Below are 16,871 nucleotides of genomic sequence, written 5' to 3'. Positions count from 1 at the left end.
CAACACGCCCTCGATTTGCGTAACTACGCCCCGGGCACGAGCGTTGGAGCAACAAACAGCTCGATCTCGGGGTAGGGAGCGCACATGGGTTCTTTGGCGTGGTTGCTGATTCCGCTCTTCGCCGCCGTCGGCGCAGCGATATGGGGGACCTGGGCCGCCCGCGACCGCACGTCCGGCGACATATCCGAGCTCGCCGGCTACGCGAGATTCCGCGAGGTCATGGACTCAGGCCAGGCCGACAGGGCCAAGGCGCATTCCGGTTCCGACGCCGTCTGACGCGTCCCGTGAGTGGCCTGCCGGGTATCCGACCGACAACCCTCCGGGGAACCCCGCGGGGACTGCGGGAACCCTCCCCGTACGGACCGGCCCCACGGGCCGCCCCACAGGGCCGTCACGTACTGTCGATCCATGCCACGCCGCACTGCGACGATGCTCGCGTCCACCCTCATGCTGTTCGCGCTGCTCTGCGCCGGAGTGTTCATCAAGGTCCCGTACTCCGAGATGAGCCCCGGCCCCACGGTGAACACCCTCGGTGACTCGCGCGGCGAGCCGGTCCTGAACATCTCGGGCCGCAAGACCTACCCCACCAGCGGTCACCTGAACATGACCACGGTCCGGGTGACGGGCGCGGACTACGACATGAACCTGCTGGAAGCGGTGTACGGCTGGGCCGCCCGCGACAACATCGTGGTCCCGCACGAGAACCTCTACCCGCACGGCAAGACGGACAAGGAATCGACGCAGGAGAACGCCGAGGAGTTCAGCCAGTCGCAGGAGAGCGCCAAGGTGGCCGCCCTCAAGCAGCTCGGCGTCCCGGTGACCGCCCGCGTGAACGTCGCCACCGTGGTCAAGAACAGCCCCGCCGAGGGCAAGTTGCACGCCGGTGACGTGATCGTCGCCGTGGACGGCGCCCCGGTGAAGGAACCCGCGGACGTCGCCACACTGGTCACCCGGCACCAGCCCGGGCAGAAGGTCGAGTTCACCGTCATCCCGGCCGCCGAGGCGGCCGAGGCGAAGAAGGCCGGGCGCGAGCCCGCCGGACCCCAGAAGGTGGAGATCACCGCGGGCAAGGCGCCCGACGACGGTCACGCGATCGTCGGCATCCGGGCCGGGACCGACCACACCTTCCCGTTCCGCATCGACATCAACCTCGCCGACGTCGGCGGCCCCAGCGCGGGTCTGATGTTCTCCCTCGGCATCGTCGACAAGCTGACGCCCCAGGACCTGACCGGCGGGAAGTTCGTCGCGGGCACCGGAACCATCGACGACGCCGGTACGGTCGGTCCGATCGGCGGCATCCAGATGAAGACCATCGGGGCGCGTCAGGCGGGCGCCCAGTACTTCCTGACCCCGGCGGAGAACTGCGCCGCGGCCGCCAAGGACGTACCGGACGGCCTCACCCTGGTGAAGGTCTCCACCATCGGCGACGCCATGAAGGCGCTGGAGAAGATCAGCAAGGGGGACAGGGCCGGACTGCCGCAGTGCGGCGCGTCCTGACCCCACCCCCCCTCGCGCGCCGCGGCCCGCGGTCAGGAGAAGGTCGCCGCCAGCGCCTCGGCCAGCCCGGGCACCAGGCTGGCCCCGGTGAGCACCTCGCTCGCCGCGTCCTTCTCGCGCAGCCGTACGGCAGATTCGCGCGACCCGTCGCGCAGGACGCCCACGGTCAGGCGCACCTCCTGCCGTTCGGGGTGCCCGGCGACCCACTTGGCGAGCTGCTTGTCGGTCAGGTCGGACGGTACGGCGGCCTCCGCGGACGGCGGGAGCATCAGCCGCTCCACCGTCAGCGCGCAGCCGACGACCGAGTCGGGCCAGGCGAGCGTGCCCAGGAACTTGTCCAGGGCGGTGCCCTTCGGCAGTTCGTCCTGTTCGATCGGCGTGAGCTGGATCTTGCCCGCGTCGTCCTGGTCCAGGCCGAGCTGCCGGGCCAGCCGGGGCTCCTGCCTGCGCAGCCGGGCGGTGTCGACCAGGGCGAAGAGCCGGGCGGGCCGGTCCCAGCCCTGACCGGCCGCGTATTCGTCGATCTCGAGCACGGCACGGGTCAGCGGGCTGGCCGCCATCGGAGTGCCGGGGGAGGGGGAAAGGTTGGACATGGACAACATCCTGCCTCCTTTCGCTCTGATACCGGGAACTGACTAAAGCCTCAGTAAGTTGAATCAGTGGGCTCTACGATCGGGGGCCCCTGCTTTTGAAAACGTCCAGTACCCCACGACACACAGCGACTTTCGAGGTGCGCACCTTGGCTTTCCAGATGCCGGACCGCGGCGGAGGCCCCTCCGGGCCACGGATGAGAGTCGGCCGCCCCTCCCGGCGCGCCCGCACTCTCCTGATGACCCTGGGCGTCCTGGCCGTCCTGGCCATGGCCTTCATCATGTTCGCGGGCTTCTGGACCGACTGGCTCTGGTTCCGCTCCGTCCACTACTCCACCGTCTTCACCACCACGCTCTGGACCAAAATCGGCCTGTTCGCCGTCTTCGGCCTGATCATGGCGGGTGCCATCGGGTTCAACATCTGGCTGGCGCACCGGCTGCGGCCGCCGCTCAGCGCGATGTCGGTGGAGCAGCAGAGCCTCGACCGCTACCGGATGAGCGTCGCGCCCTTCAAGAAGTGGCTGCTCCTCGGGATCGCGGTGCTCGTCGGACTGATCGCGGGCGCCTCGGCGGCCGGTCAGTGGAAGACCTGGCTCATGTACGTGAACGGGGTGCCCTTCGGGCAGCAGGACCCCCAGTTCCACATGGACGTGTCGTTCTACACCTTCGACCTGCCCTGGTACCGGTTCCTGCTCGGCTTCGGCTTCGCCGCCGCCGTGCTGTCGCTGATCGCGGCGGCCATCGTGCACTACCTGTACGGCGGCCTGCGCGTCACCAGCCCGGGCGCCCGCGCCACCGCCGCGGCCACCGGCCACCTGTCGGTGCTGCTCGGCATCTTCGTATCGCTGAAGGCCGTCGCGTACTGGCTCGACCGGTACGGCCTGGCCGTCAAGTCGAGTGACTTCAAGGCCGCGGACAACTGGACCGGCCTGCGGTACGTCGACGCCAACGCCTACCTCCCGGCCAAGACCATCCTCTTCTGCATCGCCGCGATCTGCGCCGTGCTGTTCTTCGCGACGCTGTGGCGCCGCACCTGGCAGCTCCCGGTGATCGGCTTCGGCCTGATGGTGCTCTCGGCCATCCTGATCGGCGGGCTCTACCCGGCGATCGTGCAGAAGTTCCAGGTCCAGCCCAACGAGCAGGCCAAGGAATCTCCGTACGTCGAGAAGAACATCAAGGCGACGCGCGACGCGTACGGGATCGCCGACACGGACGTGAAGGACTACGCGGGCGTGCCCTCGGCGGGGACCGACAAGGCGCAGTTGCGGCAGACGGCGGCCTCCACGGCCAGCATCCGCCTCCTCGACCCGAACATCGTCTCCCCGGCCTTCCAGCAGCTCCAGCAGGTCAAGGGCTACTACGCCTTCCCGTCCACGCTCGCCGTGGACCGGTACAAGGGCCAGGACACGGTCATCGGCCTGCGCGAGCTCAACATCAACGGCATCCCGAAGAACAACTGGATCAACGACCACTTCAAGTACACCCACGGCTACGGCGTCGTCGCGGCCAAGGGCACCACCGCCAAGGACGGCGCTCCCGACTTCACCCAGTCCGACCTCCCCTCCAAGGGAATGTTCGGCACGGACTTCGAGCAGCGCGTCTACTACGGCGAGCAGACGAAGCAGTACTCGATCGTCGGCGGCCCGCAGAAGGAGCTGGACTACTCCGACGACAAGGGCGAGAAGGAGACCAGCTACAAGGGCGACAGCGGGGTCAACCTCGACAACCCGGTCAACCGGGCGGCGTACGCACTCGCCTTCAGCGAGCCGCAGATCCTCTACTCCGGCGCCATCGGCGAGGGCTCGCGGATCCTCTACAACCGCACGCCCAAGGAACGCGTCGAGGCCGTCGCCCCCTGGCTGACCATCGACGGCGCGCCCTACCCGGCGGTCGTGGGCGGACGGATCGTCTGGATCGTCGACGCCTACACGACGACCAACGGCTACCCCTACGCCTCGCGCACCACGCTGGGCGACAGCACCGCGGACTCGCTGACCAACAGCCAGCGCGCGGTGGTGGCCCAGGAGAACCAGGTCAACTACATCCGCAACTCGGTGAAGGCCACGGTCGACGCGTACGACGGCAAGGTCAGCCTGTACCAGTGGGACACCAAGGACCCGGTCCTCAAGACCTGGATGAAGGCGTTCCCCGGCACGGTCAAGGAGAAGAGCGAGATCTCCAAGGACCTGATGGCGCACCTGCGTTACCCGCAGGACCTCTTCAAGGTCCAGCGCGAGCTGCTGACCCGGTACCACGTCACGGACCCGCAGACCTTCCTCAGCGGCAGTGAGGCCTGGGCCGTCCCGGACGACCCGACGACCAAGGGCACGGCGGTCCCGCCGTACTACCTGTCGATGAAGATGCCGGACCAGCCCGAGAAGGACCAGGTCTTCTCGCTCACGACGACCCTGACGCCGAACGAGCGGGACAACCTGAGCGCCTTCATGGCGGTCAACGCCGATCCGGGCACCTCGGACTACGGCAAGATCAGAATCCTGAAGATGCCGACCAGCAAGCCGGTCGACGGTCCCAAGCAGGTCCAGAGCAAGTTCAACTCCGAACCCAAGATCGCCGAGTCCATCCGCCTGCTGCGCGGTGGCGACTCCGAGGTCGAGTACGGAAACCTGCTCGCGGTCCCGCTCGACGGCGGGATGCTCTACGTCGAGCCGGTGTACGTGCGCAGTGCCGGGCTGAAGTACCCGCTGCTGCGCAAGGTCCTGGTGACCTACGGCAACCAGACGGCCTTCGAGGACACCCTGGACAAGGCGCTCGACTCGGTCTTCGGCGCCGAAGGGGCGACCCCGCCCACCACGCCGAACCAGCCGCCGCCGGACGGCACCACCAAGCCGCCCGCCAGCCAGGACCCGACGGTCAAGGCCGCGCTCGCCGATGCCTCGAAGGCCTTCGACGACGCGGACAAGGCCATGAAGGCGGGCGACTGGACCGCCTACGGCAAGGCGCAGGCCGACCTGTCGGCGGCGCTCAAGCGGGCGGTCGAGGCGGAGAGCAAGCTGAACACCCCGGCTGCCAACCCGGGCGGCTGACCGCTCGACCGGCGGTCGGCCCGTGCTCGGCCAACGGTCGGCCAAGGGTCGGGATCGCCCGGAGATCAAGGATGAAAGGTTCCGTCCCGCGTCGTGATACTGTGGTTTCACCGACGCGGGGTGGAGCAGCTCGGTAGCTCGCTGGGCTCATAACCCAGAGGTCGCAGGTTCAAATCCTGTCCCCGCTACTGAAAACGAAGGCCCGGATCCATGGGATCCGGGCCTTCGTCATGCCCGGTCCGTGCCCACGATCCATTCGGTGCGCGCCACGCGGTAGCTGAGGTGGGTGAGTTGGGGGCGGAGCGTGTTTGACTTGTCCCACTGCGGGCAAGTCGACAAAGCGCTGTAGTGACCTCTAGTGACCTCACTGGCTGCGACATACCAGGTGTACGCGGGTAGCAGGTGATGCGACGATGGGATTTATGGGGGACAGGTCAACTCTGCTGGAGACAGGGCGGTTTGTGAGGGCGGAGACCGAAACGGGCATGGAAGCCGGTAACCCGGCCGCGGCCGTGAGCGCGGATCCCGCACCGACCGGCGTGGATCAGCGGAACACGTACCGCACCGAAGAGGTCTTCGACGGAGCCGAAGCCGACGCGGCGAGCGACGCCGAGCTGGAGGCACGGCACCGCGGCGCCGCCGACAAGGGCGACCCCGGCGCCATGAGCGTGCTCGGGGCGCTGCTGCTGCGCCGCGGCGACCTGGCCCGGGCCGAGCCGTACCTGCGCGGGGCCACCGCCGCCGGAGACCGCGCCGCCGCCAACAACCTCGGCGTCCTGCTCCACCAGCGCGGCTACCCGGAGGACGCGGCGGGCTGGTGGCGGGTCGCCGCCGTGGCCGGATCCGCACCTGCCGCCCACGCCCTCGGGCGCCACTACCGCGAGCGCGGCGACGAACCCGCCGCCGAGTACTGGCTGCGTCAAGCGGCGGAATCCGGCCACGCGCTCGGCGCCTACGGACTCGCCGACCTCCTGGAGCACCGCGGCGACACGGGAGCCGAGCGGTGGCTGCGCGCTGCCGCCGAACAGGGCCACCGCGAAGCCGCCTACCGGCTCGCCCGGCACCTGCGCCGCCGCGAGCCCGCCGAGGCCGAGCAGTGGTACCGGCAGTCCGCCGCGCGCGGGCACCGGCGCGCCGCGCTGCACCTCGGCGCGCTGCTGGAGGCGCGCGGGGAGCTGAAGGAGGCCGGGCGCTGGTACCTCAGCTCCGCCAAGCAGGGCGAGGCGCGGGCCGCCTGCGCCCTGGGCTTCCTGCTGCGCGACGCCGGGGACGAGGACAGCGCCGTCACGTGGTGGCACCGGGCCGCCCAGGACGGCGACGGCAACGCCGCCAACGCGCTGGGCGCGCTGCACGCCGCGCGCGGGGAGACCCAGACCGCGGAGCGCTGGTACCGGGCCGCGATGGACGCGGGCGACCAGAACGGTGCGTACAACCTCGCCCTGCTGTGCGCCGCCCAGGACCGGACCGCGCAGGCCGAGCAGTGGTACCGCCGCGCGGCCTACGCCGGACACCGCGAGGCGGCCAACGCGCTCGCGATCCTGCTGCTCCAGGGCGGGGACGCGGCCGGAGCCGAGCCGTGGTTCTCCAAGGCGGCGGAGGCGGGCAGCGTGGACGCCGCCTTCAACCTGGGCATCCTCTTCGCCAGCCGCGACGAGGACCGTACGGCGCTCAAGTGGTACGAGCGGGCGGCCTCGGCCGGTCACACGGACGCGGCGCTCCAGGTCGGCATCGCGCTGGTGCGCGACGGTGAGGAGCGGGCGGCCGAACGGCACCTGCGGTGCGCGGCGGGCGGCGGTAGCGCGGAGGCCGCGTTCCGGCTGGCCGCGCTGCTGGAATCGCTGGCTCCGCCGCCGGAGCCGGTGGCCCTGGGCGAGCCGGTCGGCGGGGCGATGAAGAGCGAGAGCGAGGAGTGGTACGAGCGGGCGGCCGAGGAGGGCCACCGCCGGGCGCAGGTCCGGGTCGGCATGCTGGCGGCCGGGCGCGGTGACATGGCCGCGGCGGCTCGGTGGTACCGGGAGGCGGCGGAGGCGGGGTCCCGCAACGGTGCCTTCAACCTCGGGGTGCTGCTGGCCCGCGAGGGCAGCGAGCCGGAGGCCGCGCTGTGGTGGACCCGGGCGGCGGTGGCGGGCCACGGGCGCGCGGCGCTGCGGCTCGGGCTGTTCGCGGCGCGGCACGGGGATCTGGCCGAGGGGCAGAAGTGGTGCGTGCGGGCGATGGAGCTGGGGCCGGCGGAGGTTTCCGAGCGGGCGGCGCGGCTGTGTGAGGCGTTGGCCGAGGAGCTGTCGGCCTGACCTCCCGCCCCTGGCCCGGCGGGACCGGGCTCCCGGCCGTGCGCCTGGCCTCCGGGCCCCGGGGCTCCGGTGCCGGAGGTGCCGGAGGCCGGTTCAGCCTCGTCGGCGTTCGAGGCGCGGGACCCGGCGAGGAGCCCCGGCATTGGCGCCGCAGGGGTGGCTCATGATGCCTCCGGCGGCGCCTCAAACGCCGGCGGGGCTGGGGCGGGGGTGGATTTCGGCCAGGGGTGGGGCGGACGTCACGTCCGGTCGTCCGGGGGGAGAGGGGGGCGGAACGCGCCATCCGGTCGGAGGGTCTGGGGGCCGTGGGCGGGGCCGTCAATGGATTTGCTCCCGCAGGCGACCTTCGCGTAGAGTCAGGTTTACCGACGCGGGGTGGAGCAGCTCGGTAGCTCGCTGGGCTCATAACCCAGAGGTCGCAGGTTCAAATCCTGTCCCCGCTACTGAAAGACCGAAGGCCCGGATCCCCTGGATCCGGGCCTTCGGTCGTTTACGCCTGCGCAGAGCGCAAAAAAAGGGGGGCGGCCGAGGCTCGAAGCCTCCGGCCGCCGCCGCGTCGTCTAGTGCTGTGGCGGGAAGGTTTGCCGGGTCGCGGTGTTCGGTGCGGTGCCTCGCAAGGCGGAGGGCCGTGACTCGTACTGGACGTACCGGCGCGGTCCGACAACGCCGCGAGGCGCCGTGCCGGGCGCCGCGACCCGGTGCACCTTCCCGGTCGCGGGACTAGGCGCCCGCGCAGTTCGGGCAGATCCCCCGGTAGGTCACCTCGACCGCCGAGACGGCGAAGCCGAAGCGCTCGCTGTCGGGCAGGTCGGTCAGCGGGTTGCCCGCCGGGAAGACGTCGCGGATCGCGCCGCACTGGGCGCACACCAGGTGCTGGTGCGGCCGGTGCGCGTTGGGGTCGTAGCGCTTGGCGCGCCGGTGGTCGGTGGACACTTCCAGGACTTCACCGAGGGTGACGAGCTCGCCCAGCGTGTTGTAGACCGTCGCCCGGGAAATCTCCGGCAGCTTGGCCACGGCACGGGAGTGCACCTCGTCCGCCGTCAGGTGAACGTGGTCACCGTCGAGCACCTCGGCCACGACCCGCCGCTGGGCCGTCATGCGCCAGCCACGTCCGCGAAGTCTCTCCAGCAGGTCACTCATAGACGCCAGCCTAACAGCGAGGTGACTCGGTGTAGATCCCGAATCAGTGTGGACTTGGATGCTTACTTGACTTAGACAAAGTCCATCGTAGGATCGGTTACGGCAAACGCCAAGGACAGGACTTGCAGGAATGACGCAGGAGGCGCACGTGACGCAGGGACCGCTCACCACGGAGGCCGGGGCTCCGGTCGCCGACAACCAGAACAGTGAGACTGCGGGCATCGGTGGCCCCGTCCTCCTCCAGGACCAGCTGCTGCTGGAGAAGCTCGCGCACTTCAACCGCGAGCGCATCCCGGAGCGCGTCGTGCACGCCCGTGGCGCGGGCGCCTACGGCACCTTCACGCTGACCCGTGACGTCTCGCAGTGGACCCGGGCGAACTTCCTGTCCGAGGTCGGCAAGCAGACCGAGACCTTCCTGCGCTTCTCCACCGTGGCGGGCAACCTCGGCAGCGCCGACGCCGTGCGCGACCCCCGCGGCTGGGCGCTGAAGTTCTACACCGAAGAGGGCAACTACGACCTCGTCGGCAACAACACCCCGGTGTTCTTCATCAAGGACGCCATCAAGTTCCCGGACTTCATCCACACCCAGAAGCGCGACCCGTACACGGGCTCGCAGGAGGCCGACAACGTCTGGGACTTCTGGGGCCTGTCGCCCGAGTCGACCCACCAGGTGACCTGGCTGTTCGGTGACCGCGGCATCCCGGCGTCCTTCCGCCACATGAACGGCTACGGCTCGCACACGTTCCAGTGGAACAACGAGGCGGGCGAGGTCTTCTGGGTCAAGTACCACTTCAAGACCGACCAGGGCATCAAGAACCTCACCCAGGCCGAGGCCAACCTCCTCGCCGGTGAGGACCCCGACTCGCACCAGCGCGACCTGCGCGAGTCGATCGAGCGCGGCGACTTCCCGACCTGGACCGTGCAGGTCCAGATCATGCCCGCGGCCGAGGCGGCCGGGTACCGCTTCAACCCGTTCGACCTCACCAAGGTGTGGCCGCACGAGGACTACCCGCCGATCGAGATCGGCAAGCTGGAGCTCAACCGCAACCCGGAGAACGTCTTCGCCGAGGTCGAGCAGTCGATCTTCTCCCCGGCGCACTTCGTCCCCGGTATCGGTCCGTCCCCGGACAAGATGCTCCAGGGCCGTCTCTTCGGCTACGGCGACGCCCACCGCTACCGTGTCGGCATCAACGCCGACCACCTGCCGGTGAACCGTCCGCACGCCACCGAGGCGCGCACCAACTCCCGTGACGGCGCCCTGTACGACGGCCGCCACGCGGGTGCGAAGAACTACGAGCCGAACAGCTTCGGCGGCCCGCACCAGACGGACCGTCCGCTGTGGCAGTCGGTCTCCCTCACCGGTGGTACGGGCAACCACGCGGCCGCCGTGCACAGCGAGGACAACGACTTCGTCCAGGCGGGCAACCTCTACCGCCTGTACTCCGAGGACGAGAAGTCCCGTCTGATCGAGAACCTGGCCGGCTTCATCGCCAAGGTCTCCCGTGACGACATCGCCGAGCGCGCGATCAACAACTTCCGCCAGGCGGACGGCGACTTCGGCAAGCGGCTCGAAGCCGCGGTCCAGGCCCTTCGCGGCTGACGGATCGCTTGCCGTGAGGCGACGGGCCGGAACCCCCTCGGGGGCTCCGGCCCGTCGGCCTTTCCCGGCGCGCGGGGGGATCGGCCGGGCTCGGCGGACGGGGCTCAGTGGGACGGCGACGGGGAGGGCAGGACCGTACGCCGTTGCGGCAGCCAGCACCGGATGATGTCGCGCACCGAGACGATGCCCACCGGGCCGCCGTCCTCCAGGACGACCAGGTGCCGGAACCCGCCGCGGACCATGGCTTCGGCGGCCTCGTTCAAGGTGGCCTCGGGGGTGCAGAACACCACGTCGGTGGTGGCGTGGGCGCTCAGGGTCTCGCGGTCGGGATCATGGCCCGCGCCGATGGAATTGAGGATGTCGCGTTCGGTCAGGATGCCGATCCCGCTGTGCTCCGGGTCCAGGACGACGGCCGCGCCGACGTGTCGGCCGGACATCAGGCACGCGGCCTGCCGGAGGGTGTGGGTGGGTCCGAGGGTGAGGATCAGGGTGCTCATGGCGTCACGGACAAGCATGAAGACAGCCACCTCCTAGGAGTGGGACCCTCCGCCCCGTTCACAAAGACACAAGCGGAGGAGCCCCAGATTCCCATGAACACGGAGTGTCATCAAGGGGGCGCACTCAGTCGCGCGGGCGCAAGTACCCGAGCAGCTCATCGTGCAGCAGGCCGTTCGACGCGGCCGCGTTCCCGCCGTGTACGCCGTCCGCCCCGTCCAGGCCGGTGAATCGGCCGCCCGCCTCCTGGACGACGATCGCGTTCGCCGCCATGTCCCACAGGGACAGCTCCGGCTCCGCACAGATGTCCACGGCGCCCTCGGCGACGAGCATGTACGACCAGAAGTCGCCGTACGCCCGGGTCCGCCACACCTCGCGGGTCAGCTCCAGGAACCCCGGCAGCAGCCCGCGCTCCTCCCAGCCGCCCAGCGAGGCGTACGAGAACGAGGCGTCGGCCAGGGTGCTCACACTGGAGACGCCGATCCGCGTCCCGTCGGCCGGGCCGCGCCCCGTGTACGCCCCGCCGCCCTCGGCGGCCCACCAGCGGCGGCCCAGCGCGGGAGCGGAGACCACACCGACCACCGGGCGCCAGGCGCCGTCCGGGCCCTCGGTCATCAGGGAGATCAGGGTCGCCCACACCGGGACCCCGCGCACGTAGTTCTTCGTCCCGTCGATCGGGTCGACCACCCAGCGCCGCGGGCCCGAGCCCTGGACGCCGTACTCCTCGCCGAGGATCGCGTCCCCGGGCCGCGCGGCCAGGATGCCCGCGCGGATCAGCTCCTCGGCGGCCTTGTCGGCCTCGCTCACCGGGGTCATGTCGGGCTTGGTCTCGACCTTCAGGTCGAGGGCCTGGAAACGGGCCATCGTGGCCGCGTCGGCGGCGTCGGCGAGCTCGTGGGCGAGGCGCAGGTCATCGTCATACTCGGACATGGCCGAACAGTATCGACATCGGATCAGCCGGGCCAAAGGTGTCCACGGTCAGGTCCCGCACCGGCCGACAGCCGCCCTTGACAGGGCCTTCGCACCCGTCAACCCTGACGGACAGACGAGCGGAGGCGAAGATGCCGGCAGCGCGGGAGTCCTTGCTGGAGGCGGCGGGAGCGGCGCTCGCGGTGCGCCCCTGGCCGGTCGTGCGGATGGTCGAGGTGGCCGCCGCGGCCGGGGTGTCCCGGCAGACGCTGTACAACGAGTTCGGCGGCAAGGACGGCCTGGGCCGGGCCCTGGTCCGCCGCGAGACCGACTGGTACCTCGCCGGGGTGGACCGGGCCCTCGCCGCCCCGCGGGGCGCGGGCGAGCGGATGGCCGCGCTCGCCGACTGGACCGTGCGCTCGGCCCGCGCGCACCCGCTGGTACGGGCCCTGCTCACCGGCTGCTGGGACGCGCGGCTGCCGCTGCTGGTGCCCGGGCCGCGGCCTGAGGAACTCACCCGGGCGGTCCGGGACCGGGCCGCCGCCGCGCTGGAAGCGGGGGAGTGGAGCGCGTACCGCTGCGAGCTGGTCGTCCGGCTCGCCCTCTCCTACGTGATCGCGCCCGCCGGGGACGACCCGATGGCGGACGTGCTGGGACTGGGTCTGGAACCGGGGCGGGGCCGGGGCCCGGAGCTCAGTGCGACGAACCGGACAGCTGGAGGCCGATGACGCCCAGCACCACCAGCGAGATCGAGACGAGCTTGAGGGTGGAGACCAGGTCGCCCAGGAAGACCATGCCGTACACGGCGGTCCCGGCGGCGCCGATGCCCGTCCACACCGCGTAGGCCGGGCCGACGTCCAGCTTCTTCAGCGCCAGGGTGAGCAGACCGAAACTGCCCAGCGCGAAGCACGCGAAGGCGATGGTCGGCCACAGTCGGGTGAATCCGTGGGACAGCTTGAGACAGACCGCGAAACCGGTCTCCAGGATTCCCGCGACCACGACGAGCAGCCACGCCATGTCGAATGCCTCCCCCGCGCTCACGTGCCCCGGCTCTCACCGCCGCCACTTGGTGCGATTATGCATTTACCAGACACGGCGTCCCGCAAACCCCGCCGGACGATCAGTCGCCTTCGCGCCGCTCCCGCGTCTGCAGCAGCCGCCGCAGCGAGTACAGCCGCGCGGGATCCGCGTGGCCCTCCTCCACCCACGTGTCGAGCGCGCAGTCCGGCTCGTCGTGGCTGCACGCGCGCGGGCAGCCCTCGGTGCCCGGGACCAGCTCCGGGAAGGCCAGGATCACCCGGGAGGGATCCACGTGGTGCAGGCCGAAGGACCGGACGCCCGGGGTGTCGATGACCCAGCCGTCGCCCGAGGGCAGCGGCAGCGCGAGCGCCGAGGTGGTGGTGTGCCGACCGCGGCCGGTCACCGAGTTCACCACGCCGGTGGCGCGCTGGCGGCCCTTGGCGACCAGTGAGTTGACCAGGGTGGTCTTGCCGACGCCCGAGTGGCCGACGAAGGCGGTGATCCGCCCGTTGAGCCGCTCGCGCACCCGCTCGGCCGCGTCCCCGGTCGCCAGTTCCTCGCGGTTGGTGACCACGTAGTTCAGGCCGAAGGTCGAATAGATCTCCAGGATCTTGTCCGCCGAGGTGAGGTCGGACTTGGTGAGCACCAGCAGCGGTTCCAGCCCGGCGTCGTACGCCGCCACCAGGCAGCGGTCGATCATCCGGGGCCGCGGCTCCGGATCGGCCAGCGCCGTGACGATGGCCAGCTGGTCGGCGTTGGCGACGACCACCCGCTCGTAGGGGTCGTCGTCGTCGGCGGTGCGGCGCAGCACCGACCTGCGCTCCTCGATCCGCACGATCCGGGCCAGGGTGTCCTTCTTGCCCGACAGGTCACCGACGATCCAGACCCGGTCGCCGACCACCGCCGCCTTGCGCCCCAGCTCGCGGGACTTCATCGCGTGGATCGTGACCCGGCCGTCGAGCAGGCAGGTCAGCCGCCCGCGGTCCACGGTCAGGACGAAGCCCTCGGAGGCGTCCTCGTGCTTGGGGCGGATCGTGGTCCGCGGCCGGTTGCCCTTGGGGTTGGGCCGCTGGCGGATGTCGTCCTCGTCGGTGTTCTTGCCGTATCTGCGCATGACGGTCCCTACGCTCCCGCTCCCGACAACATCTCTGCCCACATCCTGGGGAAGTCCGGGAGGGTCTTGGCGGTCGTCGCCACGTTCTCGATCAGTACGCCCGGCACCGCCAGGCCGATCACCGCGCCCGCGGTGGCCATCCGGTGGTCGTCGTAGGTGTGGAAGGTGCCGCCGCGCAGCGGGCGCGGGCGGATGCGCAGGCCGTCTGCGGTCTCGGTCACGTCGCCGCCCAGCCCGTTGATCTCCGCCGTCAGCGCCGCCAGCCGGTCCGTCTCGTGCAGCCGCAGGTGCTGCACCCCGCGCAGCACCGACTCCGAGTCGGCCAGCGCGGCCACGGCCGCGACGCCCGGGGTCAGCTCGCCGACGTCACCGAGGTCCACGTCGATGCCGTGGATCTTGCCGGTGCCGGTGAAGACCAGACCCGCGTCGGTCAGCTCGCAGGAGCCGCCCATCTCCGTGAAGATCGCGCGCAGCGCGTCGCCGGGCTGGGTGGTGCGCCGGGGCCAGTCGGGGATGGTGACCGTGCCGCCGGTGATCAGCGCGGCCGCCATGAACGGCTGCGCGTTCGACAGGTCCGGCTCGACGACCATGTCGCGGCCCAGCAGCGCGCCCGGCGCCACCCGCCACACGTCCTTCTCGCCGCCCGACTCGGGGGTGTCGACCTGGGCGCCGGCCGCGCGCAGCATCTCCACCGTCATCCGGATGTGCGGCATCGACGGCAGGTTGGTGCCGGTGTGCCGGACCTCCACGCCCTGGTTGAAGCGCGGGGCGGCGAGCAGCAGCGCGGAGAGGAACTGCGAGGAGTTGGTGGCGTCGATCTCGACCGTGCCGCCCTCCAGGGCGCCGCCGCCGTGCACCGTCAGGGGCAGCGCGCCCCGGCTGTCGTCGTCGATGCGGGCGCCGAGGACGCGCAGCGCGTTGATGACCTCGCCGAGCGGGCGCTCGTAGGAGCGGGGATCGCCGTCGAAGCGGATGTCGCCCAGGGCCAGGGTGGCCACCGGAGGCAGGAAGCGCATGACCGTGCCCGCGTTGCCGACGTCGACGGACGCGGGGCCGTGCAGCGCGGCCGGGATGACCCGCCAGGCCTCGCCGCTCTCGCCCTCGCCCGCGGAACTGGACGAGACGGTCTCCTCGATGCCCACGCCCATCGCGCGCAGCGCGTCCGACATCAGCCGCGAGTCCCGCGAGCGCAGCGGCCTGCGCACCCAGCCGGGCTCGGACGCGAGAGCGGCCAGCACCAGGGCCCGGTTCGTGACCGATTTGGACCCCGGGACGGTGACGGTGGCCCGGACGGGCCCGTCGGCGAGCGGGGCGGGCCAGAGGGCGGGCAGCGCGGGGGTGTCGGTCATGGCCCTTACTTTAGTTGGTCGGGCCGGACCTCAGATCTTGATCGCGGCTCGGGTCTCACGGGCTGGAAACAGCCGGTGCGCCCGGTGCGCCCGGGGCGAACGTTGCCCGACGCGGCCCTAGAGGCTCAGCAGCCAGCGACCGCCGCCGATCAGCGAGCACAGCGCGACCGCGTGGAAGAGGAAGAGCCACATCACCGGGTGCACGTGCGTGAGCCGCCCGAGCTGGTCCGCGTCCGAGTCCGGCGCCCCGCCGCGGCGCCGCTTGCGCTGGAGCTCGAAGACCGGGCGCACGCCGCCCACCAGCAGGAACCACACCACCCCGTACGCGAACGCCGACTGCACCTCGGCCGGAGCCAGCCAGGACACCAGCAGGAACGCCCCGCCGGAGACGAAGACGGTCAGTACCCCGTACGCGTTGCGGATCATCAGCAGCATCGCCAGCAGCAGCGCGGTGGCCACCCACAGCAGCAGGGTGATCCGGTGCGCGGCCAGCAGGGCGGCGCCGCCGAGACCCAGCAGGGACGGCGCGGTGTACCCGGCGGCGGCCGTCAGGATCATGCCGAGCCCGCTCGGCTTCCCCCGGCTCACGGTGAGCCCGCTGGTGTCCGAATGCAGCCGGATCCCGTCGAGCCGACGCCCGGTGAGCACCGCGATCAGCCCGTGGCCGCCCTCGTGGGCGATGGTCACGGCATTGCGGGAGACCAGCCACACGGGCCGGGGCAGTACGGCGGCCAGTGCGACGGCGGCGGTCGCGATCACCAGCCAGGTCGCGGGGGCGCTCTGTATGCCGGTGACCCGGTCCCACAGGCTGCCCGCCCAGTTGCTGTCCATAGGGTGGCCGGCTCCTTGCGGTGGTGATCGGGTGTCGTGGCAGTCTGGCAGGCATGTGTGGACGCTTTGCAGCGAGTCGTGGGCCGGAGGACCTGGCGGGGGTCTTCGGCGTGGAGCGGTGGGTGCCCACGGAGGCCCTGGCCCCCGACTGGAACGTCGCGCCGACGAAGGAGGTCCTCGTCGTCCTCGACCGTCCACTGAAAGACGCGCCGGACCCGCGTCCGGTTCGCCAGCTGCGCGTACTGAAATGGGGGCTGGTCCCCTCCTGGTCCAAGAGCCCCGAGGGCGCGGCCCGGATGATCAACGCCCGGTCGGAGACCCTGCACGAGAAGCCCTCCTTCCGCCGCCCCTTCGCGCAGCGCCGCTGCATCGTGCCCGCCGACGGCTACTACGAGTGGGTCACCGCCCACGACGAGCGGCAGCTGGAGGTCGAGGGGAAGAAGAAGCGGGCCCGCAAGCAGCCGTACTTCGTGCTTCCCCGCGACGGGTCGGTCTTCGCGATGGCCGGGATCTACGAGTTCTGGCGCGACCGGACCCTGCCCGACGACCATCCGCTCGCCTGGTGGGCCACCTGCTCGGTGGTCACGACCGAGGCCGAGACCGGTCCGCTGGGCGTGGCGCCCGCCGAGGGGCCCCGCTCGCTCTCCGAGATCCACCCCCGGATGCCGCTCATGCTGCCCCCGGACCGCTGGGACGCCTGGCTGGACCCCGCGCGCACCGACGCCGACGAGCTGCGCGCCCTGCTGGAGCCGCCGCCGGGCGGCCTGATGCGGGCCTTTCCGGTCTCCACCGCGGTCAGCAACGTCCGCAACAACGGGCCGGAACTGCTGGAGGAGCTGGCGGCGCCGGAGGAGAGCACGCTGTTCTAGATGATTGATTCCAAGGGGTCAGTGATCGTAGGCGGTCAGTGAGCGGAGCACTGGTTCGCCGGCCTTGGTGTTGTGCCAGATTGCGGCGGTGAGGGCCAGGATGCGTTGCAGGACGCGGACTG

Annotated in this window: 15 protein-coding genes, 2 tRNA genes and 1 pseudogene; 9 read left to right on the top strand and 9 right to left on the bottom strand. The window is 71.0% G+C overall.

Annotated elements, in window-relative coordinates; translation table 11 throughout:
- Positions 1-84 precede the first annotated feature (84 nt).
- Both QMF80_RS26835 and QMF80_RS26830 read left to right on the top strand, forming a co-directional pair.
- The gene (locus tag QMF80_RS26835; RefSeq protein WP_283457720.1) at positions 85-276 is read left to right on the top strand and encodes a hypothetical protein; all 192 of its coding nucleotides are present in this window, start codon (positions 85-87) and stop codon (positions 274-276) included.
- Positions 277-408: 132 nt separating this feature from the next.
- Positions 409-1,497 carry a YlbL family protein gene (locus tag QMF80_RS26830; protein WP_283457718.1) on the top strand — a complete coding sequence of 363 codons (1,089 nt, stop codon included), beginning with the start codon at positions 409-411 and terminating at the stop codon, positions 1,495-1,497.
- A 32-nt stretch (positions 1,498-1,529) separates the two neighbouring features.
- On the opposite strand, the gene QMF80_RS26825 is transcribed toward QMF80_RS26830, so the two are convergent.
- Positions 1,530-2,099 (bottom strand): PPA1309 family protein, encoded by a 570-nt coding sequence (locus QMF80_RS26825; protein ID WP_283457716.1) that lies wholly within the window; start codon positions 2,097-2,099, stop codon positions 1,530-1,532.
- Positions 2,100-2,248: 149 nt separating this feature from the next.
- Between QMF80_RS26825 and QMF80_RS26820 the strand changes: the two genes are divergently transcribed.
- From QMF80_RS26820 to QMF80_RS26805, 4 genes are all read left to right on the top strand, one after another.
- Entirely contained in the window at positions 2,249-5,131 is a 2,883-nt protein-coding gene (locus QMF80_RS26820; protein WP_283457830.1) for a UPF0182 family membrane protein, read from the top strand.
- Positions 5,132-5,245: 114 nt separating this feature from the next.
- A tRNA-Met gene (locus QMF80_RS26815) sits at positions 5,246-5,319 on the top strand.
- A 225-nt stretch (positions 5,320-5,544) separates the two neighbouring features.
- A complete protein-coding gene (locus tag QMF80_RS26810; RefSeq protein ID WP_283457714.1) occupies positions 5,545-7,422 on the top strand; it encodes a tetratricopeptide repeat protein in 1,878 nt (625 codons plus the stop codon).
- Positions 7,423-7,791: 369 nt separating this feature from the next.
- A tRNA-Met gene (locus tag QMF80_RS26805) sits at positions 7,792-7,865 on the top strand.
- 277 nt (positions 7,866-8,142) lie between these two features.
- Here the strand turns inward: QMF80_RS26805 and QMF80_RS26800 are convergent.
- Complete coding sequence (locus QMF80_RS26800; RefSeq protein ID WP_283457712.1) at positions 8,143-8,562, bottom strand: Fur family transcriptional regulator; 420 nt, start codon at positions 8,560-8,562, stop codon at positions 8,143-8,145.
- Positions 8,563-8,692: 130 nt separating this feature from the next.
- Here QMF80_RS26800 and QMF80_RS26795 point away from each other — a divergent pair, with 130 nt between their 5' ends.
- Positions 8,693-10,162 carry a catalase gene (locus QMF80_RS26795; RefSeq protein ID WP_283457710.1) on the top strand — a complete coding sequence of 490 codons (1,470 nt, stop codon included), beginning with the start codon at positions 8,693-8,695 and terminating at the stop codon, positions 10,160-10,162.
- A 104-nt stretch (positions 10,163-10,266) separates the two neighbouring features.
- Here the strand turns inward: QMF80_RS26795 and QMF80_RS26790 are convergent, their stop codons facing one another.
- Both QMF80_RS26790 and hisN read right to left on the bottom strand, forming a co-directional pair.
- The gene (locus tag QMF80_RS26790) at positions 10,267-10,677 is read right to left on the bottom strand and encodes a CBS domain-containing protein (RefSeq protein WP_283457709.1); all 411 of its coding nucleotides are present in this window, start codon (positions 10,675-10,677) and stop codon (positions 10,267-10,269) included.
- A gap of 106 nt (positions 10,678-10,783) precedes the next feature.
- Entirely contained in the window at positions 10,784-11,587 is an 804-nt protein-coding gene (hisN, locus tag QMF80_RS26785) for a histidinol-phosphatase (RefSeq protein ID WP_283457707.1), read from the bottom strand.
- 131 nt (positions 11,588-11,718) lie between these two features.
- Between hisN and QMF80_RS26780 the strand changes: the two genes are divergently transcribed.
- The gene (locus QMF80_RS26780) at positions 11,719-12,294 is read left to right on the top strand and encodes a TetR/AcrR family transcriptional regulator (protein ID WP_283457705.1); all 576 of its coding nucleotides are present in this window, start codon (positions 11,719-11,721) and stop codon (positions 12,292-12,294) included.
- On the opposite strand, the gene QMF80_RS26775 is transcribed toward QMF80_RS26780, so the two are convergent.
- From QMF80_RS26775 to QMF80_RS26760, 4 genes are all read right to left on the bottom strand, one after another.
- Entirely contained in the window at positions 12,260-12,583 is a 324-nt protein-coding gene (locus QMF80_RS26775) for a DMT family transporter (protein WP_283457702.1), read from the bottom strand. The genes QMF80_RS26780 and QMF80_RS26775 overlap by 35 nt on opposite strands.
- A gap of 103 nt (positions 12,584-12,686) precedes the next feature.
- Entirely contained in the window at positions 12,687-13,700 is a 1,014-nt protein-coding gene (rsgA, locus tag QMF80_RS26770; protein ID WP_283457699.1) for a ribosome small subunit-dependent GTPase A, read from the bottom strand.
- Positions 13,701-13,708: 8 nt separating this feature from the next.
- Positions 13,709-15,049, bottom strand: coding sequence for a 3-phosphoshikimate 1-carboxyvinyltransferase (aroA, locus tag QMF80_RS26765; RefSeq protein ID WP_283457697.1), 1,341 nt, complete (start codon positions 15,047-15,049; stop codon positions 13,709-13,711).
- Between the two features lie 117 nt (positions 15,050-15,166).
- Entirely contained in the window at positions 15,167-15,880 is a 714-nt protein-coding gene (locus tag QMF80_RS26760; RefSeq protein ID WP_283457696.1) for a M50 family metallopeptidase, read from the bottom strand.
- Positions 15,881-15,933: 53 nt separating this feature from the next.
- On the opposite strand from QMF80_RS26760, the gene QMF80_RS26755 reads away from it, so the two are divergent.
- The gene (locus QMF80_RS26755) at positions 15,934-16,749 is read left to right on the top strand and encodes an SOS response-associated peptidase (RefSeq protein WP_283457693.1); all 816 of its coding nucleotides are present in this window, start codon (positions 15,934-15,936) and stop codon (positions 16,747-16,749) included.
- 18 nt (positions 16,750-16,767) lie between these two features.
- Here the strand turns inward: QMF80_RS26755 and QMF80_RS26750 are convergent.
- Positions 16,768-16,871: pseudogene (locus QMF80_RS26750) on the bottom strand (IS982 family transposase); the annotation flags it as partial.

Source organism: Streptomyces sp. G-G2, from assembly GCF_030063135.1.
Classification (GTDB): Bacteria; Actinomycetota; Actinomycetes; order Streptomycetales; family Streptomycetaceae; genus Streptomyces.
The sequence above is the reverse complement of the archived record's forward strand: the minus strand, read 5'-3'. Positions and strand labels throughout refer to the sequence as shown.